Origin of the sequence: Pseudoxanthomonas sp. F37 (assembly GCF_022965755.1) — a bacterium.
Lineage (GTDB): Bacteria > Pseudomonadota > Gammaproteobacteria > Xanthomonadales > Xanthomonadaceae > Pseudoxanthomonas_A.
On record NZ_CP095187.1, the window covers coordinates 2,157,119 to 2,170,404 of the forward strand.

The window sequence follows — 13,286 nt, forward strand, 5'->3', positions numbered from 1 at the left end:
ACTCAGCGCCTCGCTCTTCCAGGAACGACGCATGGACCTGAACCTCACCGGCCGGCATGCCCTCGTCTGCGGCGCCTCCGAAGGCATCGGCCGCGCCGCCGCTCACGAACTCGCGCTGCTGGGCGCCAGCGTCACGCTGCTGGCGCGTCGCGCCGACGTCCTGGCGGAGGTGATGGCTGCCCTGCCCCGTACCCCCGGCGAACAGCACCATGACGGCATCGCCGTCGACGTCGCCGACGCCGCGTCACTGCAGGCGACGGTGTCGGCACTCGCCGGGGCCCGCCCGATCCACATCCTCGTCAACAATACCGGCGGCCCACCCGGCGGACGCGCCATCGACGCCGCTGCCGACGACTACCTGGCCGCCTTCCACCGCCACCTGCTGGCCAACCAGTTGCTTGCGCAGTTGACGGTACCCGGCATGAGAGCCGCCGGCTGGGGCCGCATCATCAACGTGGTCTCCACTTCGGTGAAGGAACCCATCGCCAACCTGGGCGTCTCCAACACGATCCGCGGCGCGGTGGCCAGCTGGGCCAAGACGCTATCGAAGGAACTGGGGGCCTACGGCATCACCGTCAACAACGTACTGCCCGGCTACACCCGCACCCGGCGCCTGGAGCAGATCCTGCGCGACCGCGTGCAGGCCACCGGCAAGGATGAAGCGGCCATCAGCGCGGCGATGCTGGCCACGGTGCCCGCAGGCCGCTTCGCGGAGGCCCATGAAGTGGCGGCGGCGATCGCCTTCCTCGCCACGCCGGCCGCAGGCTATGTCAACGGGGTCAGCCTGGCCGTCGATGGCGGTCGCATGCAGTCCCTCTGACCCCGCCCGGAAGGGGCTTGCCAGCCGGGTTAAGCTAGTGGGCATGGAACGCTACAGCCACTTCATCGATGGCGAACCGCGCCCCGGAGGCGCCTGGCGTCCCGTCTTCGAGCCGGCGTCGGCCGAGGTCTATGCCGAGGTCGCCGATGGCGGCGAAAGCGACGTGCTGCAGGCGATCGAGGCCGCGGAGACCGCGTTTCCGGCATGGGGCGCCCTGCCGCCCAACACCCGGGCGCGCTGGCTGGAGCGCCTAGCCGATGCCCTGGAAGCGCGCCTGGACACTTTCGCGGCCGCGGAGTCGCGCGATGCCGGCAAGCCGCTGGCGCTGGCGCGCGACATCGAGATTCCCCGGGCGGTCGCCAACCTGCGCTTCTTCGCGCATGCGGCCACGCAGTTCGCCAGCGAGTCGCACCACGGCGAGGCCGGGCTCAATTACACGCTGCGCGCACCGCTGGGCGTGGTGGCCGCGATATCGCCATGGAACCTGCCGCTTTATCTGTTCACCTGGAAGATCGCGCCCGCGCTGGCCGCCGGCAACACCGTGGTGGCCAAGCCGTCCGAGATCACCCCCGCCACCGCGACGATGCTGGGCGAACTGGCCGCGGAGATCGGCCTGCCGCGCGGCGTGCTCAACATCGTGCATGGCAGCGGGCCGGCCGTGGGCGAACCGCTGGTGCTGCATCCGGCCGTCAAGGCGGTGTCGTTCACCGGCAGCACCGCGGTGGGCCGGCGCATCGCCGGACTGGCCGGGCCGCAGCTGAAGAAGGTCTCGCTGGAACTGGGCGGCAAGAATGCCACGCTGGTGTTCGCCAACAGCGACTGGCGGGCGCACCTGGACACCCTGCTCCGCTCCGCCTTCCAGAACGCGGGCCAGATCTGCCTGTGCGGCTCGCGCCTGCTGGTGCAGCAGGCGATCCATGACGAATTCCGCCAAGCCCTGGTCGAGCGCGCCCGCGCGCTCCAGGCCGGACCGCTGCACGAGCCGGCCACCCGGCTGGGCGCGATGGTGTCGCAGGCGCACTTCGAGAAGGTGCTCGGCTGCATCGCCCGGGCCCGCGCCGAAGGCGGCCGCGTGCTGACCGGGGGGCACGCGCTGGACCGGCCCGGCTGGTTCATCGCACCCACGGTGATCGAAGGGCTGGGCCCGCAGGCCGCCACCAACCGCGAGGAGATCTTCGGCCCGGTGGTGACGCTGCAGTCCTTCGAGGACGAGGCGCACGCGCTGTCGCTGGCCAATGCCGGCGATTACGGACTGGCGGCGACCGTCTGGACGCGCGACCTGGACCGCGCCCACCGCCTGGCCGCGCAGCTGCGCGCCGGCATCGTCTGGATCAACACCTGGATGACCCGCGACCTGCGTACGCCGTTCGGCGGCACCGGTGCGTCCGGCCTGGGCCGCGAGGGCGGCATGGAAGCCATGCGTTTCTTCACCGAACCCAAGAACGTCTGCGTGGCATTGCGCTGAGGAAGAACCCACCGAATGAGCGAACTTTCCGAACTCGAGAAACTGCTGCGGAACAACCGCGACTGGGCCGACCGCATCAAGCAGGAAGACCCGGGCTTCTTCAAGCGGCTGTCGCAGCAGCAGTCCCCCCGTTACCTGTGGATCGGCTGCTCCGATTCGCGCGTGCCGGCCAACCAGATCCTCGGGCTGGACCCCGGCGAGGTCTTCGTCCATCGCAACATCGCCAACGTGATGTCGCACGGCGACCTCAACGCGCTGTCGGTGATCCAGTTCGCCGTCGACATCCTCAAGGTCGAACACATCCTGCTGGTCGGCCATTACGGCTGCGGCGGCGTGCATGCGGCCATGACCGGCCTGCGCGTGGGCCTGGCCGACAACTGGCTCCGCCACGTGGCCGATGTGGCGATGAAGCACGCGGACCTGCTTTCGCAGGTGGATACCGAGTCCCTGCGGCACGCGCGCCTGTGCGAGCTGAACGTGATCGAACAGGTCTTCAACGTCTGCCAGACCACCGTCGTGCAGGATGCGTGGGCGCGCGGACAGCCACTGGCGGTCCATGGCTGGGTCTACAGCCTGTTCGACGGGCGCGTGCGCGAGCTGGGCATGGACGTGGCCGCGCAGGACGAACTGCAGCCGGCCTACCAGCGCGCCCTGGCCTCGGTGCCGCCGAAGGGCAAGCGCGATGAATGAAGGCGTGCAGGCCTCCGCCGCGCCCAGGCCGGTCGGCCGCTATCCGCATGCGCGGCGGGTCGGCGACCTGCTGTTCCTCTCGGGCATCGGCCCGCGCGATCCGGCGACCGACGCCATCCCTGCCGGCATCGAGGCGCAGACGCGCGCGGTGTTGGCCAATGTGCGTACCGTGCTGGAGGCCAGCGGCGCCCGCTGGGAGAGCCTGGTGGACGTGACGGTGTACCTGACCGACATGGCGGGCGACTTCCCCGGGTACAACCGCGTCTGGGCCGACCACTTCCCCGATGCCGCCGTGGCCCCGTGCCGTACCACGCTGGGCATCACCGCCCTGCCCACGCCCATCTCCATCGAACTGAAGTGCGTCGCGCACGTGCCGGAGCGCCGCTGACATGCTGCCGAATCCGCTCAACCTGCAGGCCTGGATCGAGGAACACCGTCATCTGCTGAAGCCGCCGGTCGGCAACAAGTGCATCTACGACGGAGACTTCATCGTGATGGTAGTGGGCGGCCCGAATGCACGCACCGACTACCACTACGACGAGGGCCCGGAGTGGTTCTACCAGCTGGAGGGCGAGATGGTGCTGCGCATCCAGGAAGACGGCGCCCCGCGCGACATCCCGCTGAAGGCGGGGGAGATCTTCCTGCTGCCGCCGCGCGTGCCGCACTCGCCGCAGCGGATGCCGGGCTCGGTCGGGCTGGTGATCGAACGCAGGCGCCTGCCGCACGAGGACGATGGCCTGCTGTGGTTCTGCGAGCGCTGCAACCACAAGGTGTACGAGGAATACTTCCACCTCAACGACATCGAACAGGACTTCTTCCGCGTGTTCGAAGCCTTCTACCGCAGCGACGACCTGCGCACCTGCAAGGCGTGCGGCCACCTGAACCCCCGGCCGAGCCGTTACGAGATGCAGGCGGACTCGCAGGCCGACATCACCTGAGCTTGCGCTTGCCCAATCTGGGCATTATCGTGCCCGATATGGGCATAAACGATCCCGTCCGTCCCGGCAAGGTCAGCGAGGCCGCGGCGCGGTATGCCGCCGCCAGTCTGTCCGGGGCCCTGTTCACCACCACCCAGCAACGCGTCCTGGCCTGTCTGTTCGGCGAGTCCGGGCGCAGCTATGCCGTCAACGAACTGATCCAGGCCACGGGCGCCGGCAGCGGCGCCGTCCAGCGCGAGCTGGCCCGGCTCGCCGGCAGCGGACTGCTGACCGTCGAGCATGTAGGCAACCAGAAGCGATACCGGGCCAACCCCGATGCGCCGATCCATGACGAGCTGGTTTCCATTGTCCGCAAGACGTTCGGCTTGGCCGAGCCGCTGAGAGAAGCGCTTGCGCCGCTCGCGTCCCGCATCCAGGCCAGCTTCCTGTACGGGTCCGTCGCCAAGGGACACGACACGGCGCGCAGCGACATCGACCTGATGGTGATCGCCGACGAGCTGTCCTACGGCGAGTTGATGCTGGCGCTTCATCCGGTGGCGAAACGCCTGGGTCGCCCGATCAACCCCACCGTGTACACGCGCGACGAACTGCGCAACCGCCGCGATGCCGGCAACAGCTTCGTGACCCGCGTGCTGCAGCAACCGCGGCAATGGCTGATCGGAAGCGAAGATGACCTCCCCGCTTGAGCGGCTGGCCCATCACGACGGCCCGCTCAGCGCCGAACCGTCAGACAGGAACGAGACCGCTGGCCTGCTGCGCTCCGGGCTGGCGCGTCTGGCCGATGCACATAACGACGCGCTGTCGCTGGAGAGCCGGTTCGACCTGGCCTACAACGCCGCCCATGCATTGAGCCTGGCGGCCCTGCGCCGGGCAGGTTTCCGCGCGCGGCACCGCTACATCGTCTTCCAGGTGCTGCCGCACACGCTGGGGCTGGGGCCTGAGGTCTGGCGAGTGCTGGCCAAGGCGCACGATCTGCGTAACCTGGCCGAGTACGAGGGACACGTGGAGGTGGACCGTCGCCTGGTCAACGACCTGATCGCCGCTTGCGAGCGTGTTTCCGATGCGCTGGAGCGCTGATGCCGGATGGCGTCCGGCGGCGCGCGTGTCGCGGCACTGCAGCGCGAATCCCCTGCGGGCAACCCCTACAATCCCACGATGCTGAAGATCGACACCCATGCGCACTTCCTGCCCCGTGACTGGCCCGACCTGGCCGCCAAGTACGGGGACGTGCGCTTTCCGGTGATCCATCACGGCGAAGACGGCCGCCACCGCATCTACAAGGACGGCAGGTTCTTCCGCGAGATCTGGCCCAAGACCTGGGACCCGGAGGAGCGCATCGCCGATTACGCCCGCTTCGGCGTGCAGGTGCAGGTCATCAGCACCGTGCCGGTGATGTTCAGCTACTGGGCCAGGCCGCACCACGCGCTGGAGCTGCACCAGGCCCTCAACGACCACACCGCGGCGGCCTGCCGCGACTATCCGCGCCACTATGCCGGCATCGGCACGGTGCCGCTGCAGTCGCCGCGCCTGGCCGTGCAGGAGCTGGAGCGCTGCATGGACCAGCTGGGCCTGCAGGGCGTGCAGATCGGCAGCCACGTCAACGACTGGAACCTGGATGCGCCCGAACTGTTCGAGTTCTTCCAGGCGGCCAGCGAGCTGGGCGCCGCCGTCCTCGTGCACCCCTGGGACATGATGGGGGCCGCGTCGATGCCCAAGTACTGGCTGCCGTGGCTGGTCGGCATGCCAGCGGAACAGTCGCGCGCGGCCTGCTGCCTGATCTTCGGCGGCGTACTGGAGCGCCTGCCCGAACTGAAGGTCTGCTTCGCCCACGGCGGCGGCAGCTTCCCCTACACGATCGGCCGCATCGAGCACGGCTTCAACATGCGCCCGGACCTGGTGGCCACCGACAACCCCCGCAACCCGCGTGACTACCTGGGCCGCGTGTATTTCGACTCCTGGGTCGCCGATCCGCGCGCGCTGCGCTACCTGCTGGACACCGTCGGCCATGAGCGGGTGATGCTGGGCACCGACTATCCGTTCCCGCTGGGCGAACAGGAACCCGGTGCCGGCATTGCCGCGCTCGGCCTGGATGAAGCCCAGCAGGCCCGCCTCTATCACGGTACCGCCCTGGAATGGCTGGGCCTGCCGGCGTCGAGGTTCCTATGATGGCGCTGTCTGTAGGAGCGCCCCACGGGCGCGATGCTCTTGTTGCAGGCATCGCGCCCCCCGTCCACAAACCATGGCGCCCACGGGGCGCTCCTACGATTCCCGTCCTTTCCGTACCGATGCATCCATGACCGACCCGCTGTCCCGTACCCACATCATCGCGCTCGACGCCGCCGACCCGCTGCGGCCGCTCCGCAACGACTTCCTGATTCCGCGCCACAAGCACAACGACCAGGTCTATTTCTGCGGCAACTCGCTGGGCCTGCAGCCCAGGGGCGCCCGCGGCTACGTCAACGAGGTGCTGGACAAATGGGCGAACGAGGCCGTCGAGGGCCACTTCACCGGCGCCGCGCAATGGATGACCTACCACGAACTGGTACGCGAGCCCCTCGCGCGACTGGTCGGCGCGCGGCCGCTGGAAGTGGTGGCGATGAACACGCTGACCGCCAACCTGCACCTGATGATGGTCAGCTTCTACCGGCCCACCCGCGAACGGCCGGCGATCCTGATGGAGGCCGGCGCGTTTCCCTCCGACCGGCATGCGATGGAATCCCAGATCCGCTTCCACGGCTTCGATCCGGCGACGGACCTGATCGAAGTGGAGCCGGACCTGCAGGACGGCACGCTTTCGATGGCCGCCATCGAGCGCGCCATCGCCGAGCACGGCCCGCGCCTGGCGCTGGTGCTGTGGCCCGGCATCCAGTACCGCACCGGCCAGGCGTTCGACCTGGCGGAAATCGCGCGGCTCGGCCACGCGCAGGGCGCGGTCGTCGGCGTGGACCTTGCGCACGCGGTGGGCAACCTGCCGTTGCGGCTGCACGACAGCGGTGTGGATTTCGCGGTGTGGTGCCACTACAAGTACCTCAACGCCGGACCGGGCGCCGTCGCCGGCTGCTTCGTGCATGCGCGGCACGCCCAGACCGACCGTCCGCGGTTCGCGGGCTGGTGGGGTCATGAAAAGGACACCCGTTTCCGCATGGGCCCCGAGTTCGTGCCCACGCCGGGCGCCGAGGGCTGGCAGCTGAGCAATCCGCCGATCCTGGGGCTGGCCCCCCTTCGCGCTTCACTGGAGCTGTTCGACAAGGCCGGGGGCATGGAGGCGGTGCGCACCAAGTCGCTCAAGCTGACCGGCCTGCTGGAGGCGCTGATCCAGGCGCGCCTGGCCGATGTGCTGCAGATCGTCACGCCCGCCGACCCGGCGCAACGCGGCGCGCAGTTGTCGCTGCGCGTCGCGGGCGGGCGCGAACGCGGCCGCGAACTGTTCGACTACCTGATGTCCGTGGGCGTGGTCGGCGACTGGCGCGAGCCGGACGTGATCCGCATTTCCCCTGCCCCGCTGTACAACCGCTACATGGATGTCCATCGCTTCGTCGAGGAGGTCGAGACGTGGCGGGGGTTCTGACCCGGAGGCAACACCGTGGGCGCTGACGTTCCGCGACACATCACCATCATCGGGGCCGGCCTGGCCGGCGCGCTGCTGGCCACGCTGATGGCGCGTGCGGGCTGGCGTGTCGACGTGCACGAGAAGCGCGGCGATCCGCGCGTGAAGGGCTACGAGGGCGGCCGCTCCATCAACCTCGCCCTGGCCGAACGTGGCCGCCATGCGCTGCGCATGGCCGATGCCGACACCGCCGTGATGCGCCAGGCGGTGATGATGCGCGGACGCATGGTGCACGCGCTGGACGGCCGCCAGCAGCTGCAACGCTATGGACGCGACGATTCCGAGGTGATCTGGTCCATCCACCGTGGCGACCTGAACATCACCCTGCTGGACCTGGCCGAACAGGCCGGCGCCCGGCTGCATTTCCACCACCGGCTGGAAGGCGTCGATTTCGATGCCCACATCGCGCGCTTCGTGGATGACCGCGACAGCCGCCGCATCGAGTCCGCTTTCTCCGCCCTGGTCGGTGCCGATGGCGCGGGCTCGTCGCTGCGCGCCGCGATGCAGGCGCGGGAGGACCTGGGCGAGCGGACCGAGTTCCTCGACCACGCCTACAAGGAACTGGAGATTCCGCCCGCGGCCGATGGCGGGTTCATCATGGAACCCCATGCGCTGCACATCTGGCCGCGCGGCCACTACATGTGCATCGCCCTTCCCAACGACGAACGCACGTTCACCGTCACTCTCTTCCTGCCCAACGACGGCGACCCCAGCTTCGCCAGCGTGCGAACCGGGGCTCAGGCGAAGGCGCTGTTCCTGCGCGACTTCCCCGACGCCGTTCCGCTGATCCCGGCACTGGAACAGGACTGGGAGGCCAATCCCGTCGGCCTGCTTGCCACCCTCTACCTGGACCGCTGGCACCTGGGCGGCCAGGCCGTGCTGCTGGGGGACGCGGCCCACGCGATGGTGCCCTTCCACGGCCAGGGCATGAACTGTGCGTTCGAGGACTGCGTGGCCCTGGCGCGCCACCTGCAGGCCAACGACGACCTGGCCACCGCCTTCGCCGCGTTCGAAACCCAGCGCAAGCCCGATGCGCTGGCCATCCAGCAGATGGCGCTGGAGAACTACGTCGAGATGCGCGACAAGGTGGACGACCGGGGTTTCCTGCTGCAGCGCGAGCTGGAACTGGCCCTGCAGCAGCGCCATCCCGGCCGCTTCGTGCCCCACTACACGATGGTCAGTTTCATGCGCATTCCGTACTCGCTCGCCCGGCACCGCAGCGAACTGCAGCGCGACCTGCTGGTCCGCCACACGCGCGGGCGCGATACGCTGGACGGGCTGGACTGGGCCGCGGTGGACGCCGATGTCGTGGCCACGCTGGCCCCGCTGGAAGACAGCGCGGGATGAGTACGGGCATCACCGCCGTCGGCAGCCGCGCGTTCTCCGCGGCGCTCGCCGGTCCGGCGACGCCTCGCCCCCTGGCAACGCAGCATTGAAGGCAGGCCCGCGATGGCTGGAAGCTTCCTGTTCTACGACCTGGAGACCTTCGGCGCCGATCCGCGCCGCAGCCGCATCGCCCAGTTCGCCGCGGTGCGCACCACACCGGCGCTGGAGGTGGTGGAAGAGCCGCTCAGCTTCTTCGTGCAGCCGGCGGACGACCTGCTGCCCTCGCCCATCGCCACCCTGATCACCGGCATCACCCCCCAGCGGGCGCTGCACGAAGGCGTGAACGAAGCCGAGGCGTTCGCGCGCATCGCCGACGAGATGGGCCGCCCCGAGACCTGCACCCTCGGCTACAACAGCCTGCGCTTCGACGACGAATTCGTCCGTCATGGCCTGTTCCGCAACTTCCACGAACCCTACGAACGCGAATGGCGCGGCGGCAACTCGCGTTGGGACCTGCTGGACGTGATGCGGCTGATGCATGCGCTGCGGCCCGAAGGGATCGTCTGGCCCCGGCGGGAGGATGGCGCCACCTCGTTCAGGCTCGAACACCTGGCGCTGGCCAACCACGTCCGCGACGGCGACGCGCACGAAGCGCTGTCGGACGTGTTGGCCACCATCGGTCTGGCCCGGCTGATGCGCCAGGCGCAGCCGCGCCTGTGGGACTACGCGCTGCAGCTGCGCGACAAGCGCTTTGCCGCGCGCCTGCTGGACACCACCGCCATGCTGCCGGTGCTGCATGTGTCGCAGCGTTACCCCGCCAGCCGGCGGTGCGCGGCGCCGGTGCTGCCCCTGGCGCGCCACCCGCGCATCGACAATCGCGTGGTGGTGTTCGACCTGGACAGCGATCCGGCGCCGCTGCTGGCGATGGCGCCGTCCGACATCGCCGACCGGCTGTATACCCCGGCGGCCGACCTGCCGGAAGGCGAGCAGCGCGTGCCGCTCAAGGAAGTGCACCTGAACCGTTCGCCTGCCCTGGTGGCGTGGTCGCACCTGCGACCGGCGGACATGGACCGGCTGGGCATCGATCCGGCGCGCTGCGAGCGCCACGCCGCGACGCTGCGCCAGGCCGGCCCCGCCCTGGCGGAAAAGGTGCGCCAGGTGTTCGCGGGCGAGCGCATCAGCGCCCCGGGGGATGTCGATGGCTCGTTGTACGACGGCTTCCTGGGCGATGCGGACAAGCGGCGCTTCACCGACGTGCGCAGCACGCCGCCCGCGCTGCTCGGCCAGCGCGATTTCGGCTTTCGCGATGCGCGCCTGCCGGAGTTGCTGTTCCGGTACCGGGCACGCAACTGGCCCGGCACGCTGTCGGCAGGCGAGCGCGAACGCTGGGACGCCTATCGTCGCGCCCGCCTCGCGCCGGGCAGCAGCCTGTCGGAATACAGCTTCGAGAGCTTCGATGCCGAACTGGCGGCCTTGCGCGACGTCCATGGCGCCGACGCCGCGCGGCTGGCCCTGCTGGACAAGCTGCAGCAGTGGCGCCACGCACTGGAAGCGGGGCTGTAGCGCGCCTCGAGGGCAGTCTTGTCGGTCATTTGACGCCGGCCTGACTACAATCGGCGCATGGCCACCTACTTTTCCGATGCCAGCTTCAAGTTCCTGCGCGGACTGGCCCGCCACAACGACAAGACCTGGTTCAACGCCCACAGGACACAGTACGAAGACCACGTACGCCAGCCCTTCCTGCGCCTGCTGACCGACCTGCAGCCCGACCTGGCCGCGGTCAGCCTGCATTTCCGCTCCGACCCCAGGACAGTCGGCGGTTCGCTGTTCCGCATCCATCGCGATGCGCGTTTCTCCAACGACAAGTCGCCGTACAAATCCTGGCAGGGCGCGCGCCTGTTCCATGAGCGCCACAAGCAGGTGCCCGCGCCCTCCTTCTACCTGCACCTGCAGCCGAGCGAATGCTTCGTGGGCGCCGGCCTGTGGCATCCGGAACCGGATACCCAGCGCCGTGTGCGGCAGTTCATCCTGGACAATCCCGGCAACTGGGAGAAGGCCGCGCACGCTCCCGCGCTCCGGCGCCGCTTCGAGTTCGAGGAAAGCGAGAAACTGGTGCGTCCGCCGAGAGGCTTTCCTGCCGACTTCGCGTTCATCGAGGACCTGAAACACCGCAACTTCGTGTTCTGGCGTGCCCTCGACGATGCGACCATGACCGGTCCGCGCCTGCGCCAGACCGTGGCGGGCGACCTGAAGGCGCTGGGGCCATTCGTCGACTACCTGTGCGCCGCACTGGACCTGGAATTCTGAGCCTGAGGCCCCGCCCATGAAGAAGCCGCTCCTGATCGGATGGCTGCTCGCCGCGATCATCGGCGTGGCCGCTTACGTCGCCGCGGGGCCGTACCTGGCCATCCATGGCATCCGCACGGCCTTGGCCGAACAGGACACGGGCCGGCTGCAGAAGCACGTGGACTTCCCGGCGTTGCGCGTCAACCTGCGTGCGCAGGTGGAGGACGCGCTGGCCCGTCGCGCGGGCGCCGACGTCGCATCCAACCTGTTCGGCGCCGCGGCCCTGTCGATCGCCAACAGCCTGCTCGGCCGCGGCGTGGACACCCTGGTCACGCCGATGGGCATCGCCGCGATCCTGGAAGGCCGCGCGACCTGGAAGCGCGCCGTCGGCGAGACGGTGGGCGGCGATACCTACGCCCCTGCGGTCCCGGCCGATCCGCTGAAGCAGGCCACGCACCGGTACGAATCGCCGTCGCGCTTCACGGCCACCATCCGCGATGCCGAGGGAGAGCCCGTGGTGTTCGTCTTCACCCGCCAGGGCCTGCGCTGGCGGCTCACCGACATCCGCCTGCCGCTCTGAGGCGACCTCGGACGCGGCCGCGCATCTGGTAAGCCGCGCACGACACACGCCGTCAGTCCATCGTACTGGCGCGTTGCGACGCGTTTGACGCTTGCGCACTCGTGGTCAGTCGAGGCGCGGGTTCGCGACGCCGTGGGGTACGTGGCCCGCCGCCACATGCTGGCGGGCGCTGTCGATGTTGTGCTGGGAATCGTCGAAGAAGATGTCAGCGCCGAAGGCCTCCAGGAACGGCCCCTTGTGGCGGCCACCGAGGAACAACGCCTCATCCAGCCGCACGCCCCACTCGCGCAGCGTGCGGATCACGCGCTCGTGCGCCGGCGCGGACCGCGCGGTGACCAGGGCCGTGCGTATCGGCGAGCGTTCATCGGCCGGGAACACCTGCTGCAACTGGTGCAGGGCGGACAGGAAGTTGCGGAAAGGCCCGCCCGACAGGGCCTCGCGCGCGCGCGCCTGCTCGTGCTTGCCGAACGCCTCCACGCCCTGCTCGCGCGAGATGCGTTCGCTCTCGTCGCCGAAGATCACCGCATCGCCGTCGAAGGCGATGCGCAGCTGGTGCTCGTGGCGCTGCCGCTGCGGCGCGCTGGCGGGCAGGATGGTCGCCGCCGCGATGCCGTGTTCCAGCGAGCGGCGCACCGATTCCGGATTCGCCGACAGGAACAGGTCGGTACCGAACGGTTTCACGTAGGGCCAGGTGGGTTCGCCGGCGGTGAACGTGGCGCGCACGATGCCCAGCCCGTAATGCTGGATGGAATTGAAGATGCGCAGCCCGGTGTCGGCCGAGTTGCGCGACAGCAGGATCACCTCGACCCGCGGCGTATCCGGCGGCGCCCCGGCATTGAGAGCCAGCAGTTTGCGCACCACCGGGAACGCGATGCCGGGCGCCAGCACGTCGTCCTCGTGCGTGCGCTGGTAGTCGCTGTAGGCCTGCACGCCCTCGCGCTCGTACAGGGCGTGGCTCTCTTCCAGGTCGAACAGCGCACGCGAGGTGACGGCGACGGTAAGCAGGCGGGGGGTGTTGTCGGCCATGCGCACAGTATCCGTCATCCGCGCGCACGGCGTGAGACGCTAACTGCCCGGCGCGGCCGTGACGCGCAGCTGGGCCGGCGGGCCGCGCCGGTTGTCGGGCGTGACGGCGCGCACTTCCACCACCAGGTCGATGGCGCTCTGCTGTGCGGGCGGCCCGTCCTGCCAGAGGAAGACGAACTCGCTGCGCCGCCCGTCCACGCGACCGGTCACCGGGGCCTTCGGGAAGATGGACAACCGGTCCTCGCCACCTACCACGCGGAACTCGAAGCCCAGGTCGCGTAGTTTGTAGTCCGTGCCCCGCGGCCACTCCACGCTCACCGTCAGCAGGCCGCTGGCGTCGCAGGACGCGCGGCCATCGATGCCGCGCGTCAGGCTGACCATCTGGAGCGCCGGCGCGCGCAAGGCATCGCCCGCCTCCGCCGAGGGACCGGCTGCGACGGCGAACGGCGCGGTGCCGGTGGACAGGTTGCAGGCCGCGGCATCGGCCGCGAAAAGACAGGCGAAGATCGCCAGCGTGCATTTCAACTGCATCGGGACCCCTCCCCGGG

At 69.5% G+C, this 13,286-nt stretch carries 15 protein-coding genes; 13 read left to right on the forward strand and 2 right to left on the reverse strand.

Going from position 1 to position 13,286, the window contains the following annotated elements; all coding sequences use genetic code 11:
- The first annotated feature begins 31 nt into the window (after positions 1-31).
- The 13 genes from MUU77_RS09970 to MUU77_RS10030 all read left to right on the forward strand — a co-directional run bounded on the left by MUU77_RS09970 (position 32) and on the right by MUU77_RS10030 (position 11,712).
- Complete coding sequence (locus MUU77_RS09970; RefSeq protein WP_245086135.1) at positions 32-820, forward strand: SDR family oxidoreductase; 789 nt, start codon at positions 32-34, stop codon at positions 818-820.
- A 43-nt stretch (positions 821-863) separates the two neighbouring features.
- The gene (locus MUU77_RS09975) at positions 864-2,285 is read left to right on the forward strand and encodes an aldehyde dehydrogenase (RefSeq protein WP_245086138.1); all 1,422 of its coding nucleotides are present in this window, start codon (positions 864-866) and stop codon (positions 2,283-2,285) included.
- Positions 2,286-2,300: 15 nt separating this feature from the next.
- Positions 2,301-2,975 (forward strand): carbonate dehydratase, encoded by a 675-nt coding sequence (gene can / locus MUU77_RS09980; protein ID WP_245086141.1) that lies wholly within the window; start codon positions 2,301-2,303, stop codon positions 2,973-2,975.
- Entirely contained in the window at positions 2,968-3,363 is a 396-nt protein-coding gene (locus MUU77_RS09985) for a RidA family protein (RefSeq protein ID WP_245086144.1), read from the forward strand. The genes can and MUU77_RS09985 overlap by 8 nt, the downstream gene beginning before the upstream one ends.
- Position 3,364: 1 nt before the next feature.
- Positions 3,365-3,913 (forward strand): 3-hydroxyanthranilate 3,4-dioxygenase, encoded by a 549-nt coding sequence (locus MUU77_RS09990; protein WP_245086147.1) that lies wholly within the window; start codon positions 3,365-3,367, stop codon positions 3,911-3,913.
- 8 nt (positions 3,914-3,921) lie between these two features.
- Positions 3,922-4,599 carry a nucleotidyltransferase domain-containing protein gene (locus MUU77_RS09995; RefSeq protein WP_245086150.1) on the forward strand — a complete coding sequence of 226 codons (678 nt, stop codon included), beginning with the start codon at positions 3,922-3,924 and terminating at the stop codon, positions 4,597-4,599.
- Positions 4,583-4,990: a hypothetical protein gene (locus MUU77_RS10000; RefSeq protein ID WP_245086153.1), complete on the forward strand. Its 408-nt coding sequence runs from the start codon at positions 4,583-4,585 to the stop codon at positions 4,988-4,990. Before MUU77_RS09995 ends, MUU77_RS10000 begins: the two co-directional genes overlap by 17 nt.
- Positions 4,991-5,068: 78 nt before the next feature.
- On the forward strand, positions 5,069-6,079 hold the full coding sequence (locus MUU77_RS10005) for an amidohydrolase family protein (RefSeq protein WP_245086156.1): 1,011 nt from the start codon (positions 5,069-5,071) through the stop codon (positions 6,077-6,079).
- Between the two features lie 127 nt (positions 6,080-6,206).
- Positions 6,207-7,481: a kynureninase gene (gene kynU, locus MUU77_RS10010; protein ID WP_245086159.1), complete on the forward strand. Its 1,275-nt coding sequence runs from the start codon at positions 6,207-6,209 to the stop codon at positions 7,479-7,481.
- Between the two features lie 15 nt (positions 7,482-7,496).
- The gene (locus MUU77_RS10015; RefSeq protein WP_245086162.1) at positions 7,497-8,867 is read left to right on the forward strand and encodes an NAD(P)/FAD-dependent oxidoreductase; all 1,371 of its coding nucleotides are present in this window, start codon (positions 7,497-7,499) and stop codon (positions 8,865-8,867) included.
- A gap of 102 nt (positions 8,868-8,969) precedes the next feature.
- On the forward strand, positions 8,970-10,409 hold the full coding sequence (gene sbcB, locus MUU77_RS10020) for an exodeoxyribonuclease I (RefSeq protein WP_245086166.1): 1,440 nt from the start codon (positions 8,970-8,972) through the stop codon (positions 10,407-10,409).
- Between the two features lie 57 nt (positions 10,410-10,466).
- On the forward strand, positions 10,467-11,153 hold the full coding sequence (locus tag MUU77_RS10025) for a DUF2461 domain-containing protein (protein ID WP_245086169.1): 687 nt from the start codon (positions 10,467-10,469) through the stop codon (positions 11,151-11,153).
- 16 nt (positions 11,154-11,169) lie between these two features.
- Positions 11,170-11,712 carry a DUF2939 domain-containing protein gene (locus tag MUU77_RS10030; RefSeq protein ID WP_245086172.1) on the forward strand — a complete coding sequence of 181 codons (543 nt, stop codon included), beginning with the start codon at positions 11,170-11,172 and terminating at the stop codon, positions 11,710-11,712.
- 105 nt (positions 11,713-11,817) lie between these two features.
- Here MUU77_RS10030 and MUU77_RS10035 read toward each other — a convergent pair whose 3' ends face one another.
- Complete coding sequence (locus MUU77_RS10035; protein WP_245086175.1) at positions 11,818-12,738, reverse strand: 5'-nucleotidase; 921 nt, start codon at positions 12,736-12,738, stop codon at positions 11,818-11,820.
- Between the two features lie 39 nt (positions 12,739-12,777).
- Entirely contained in the window at positions 12,778-13,269 is a 492-nt protein-coding gene (locus MUU77_RS10040) for a hypothetical protein (protein WP_245086178.1), read from the reverse strand.
- Positions 13,270-13,286 lie beyond the last annotated feature (17 nt).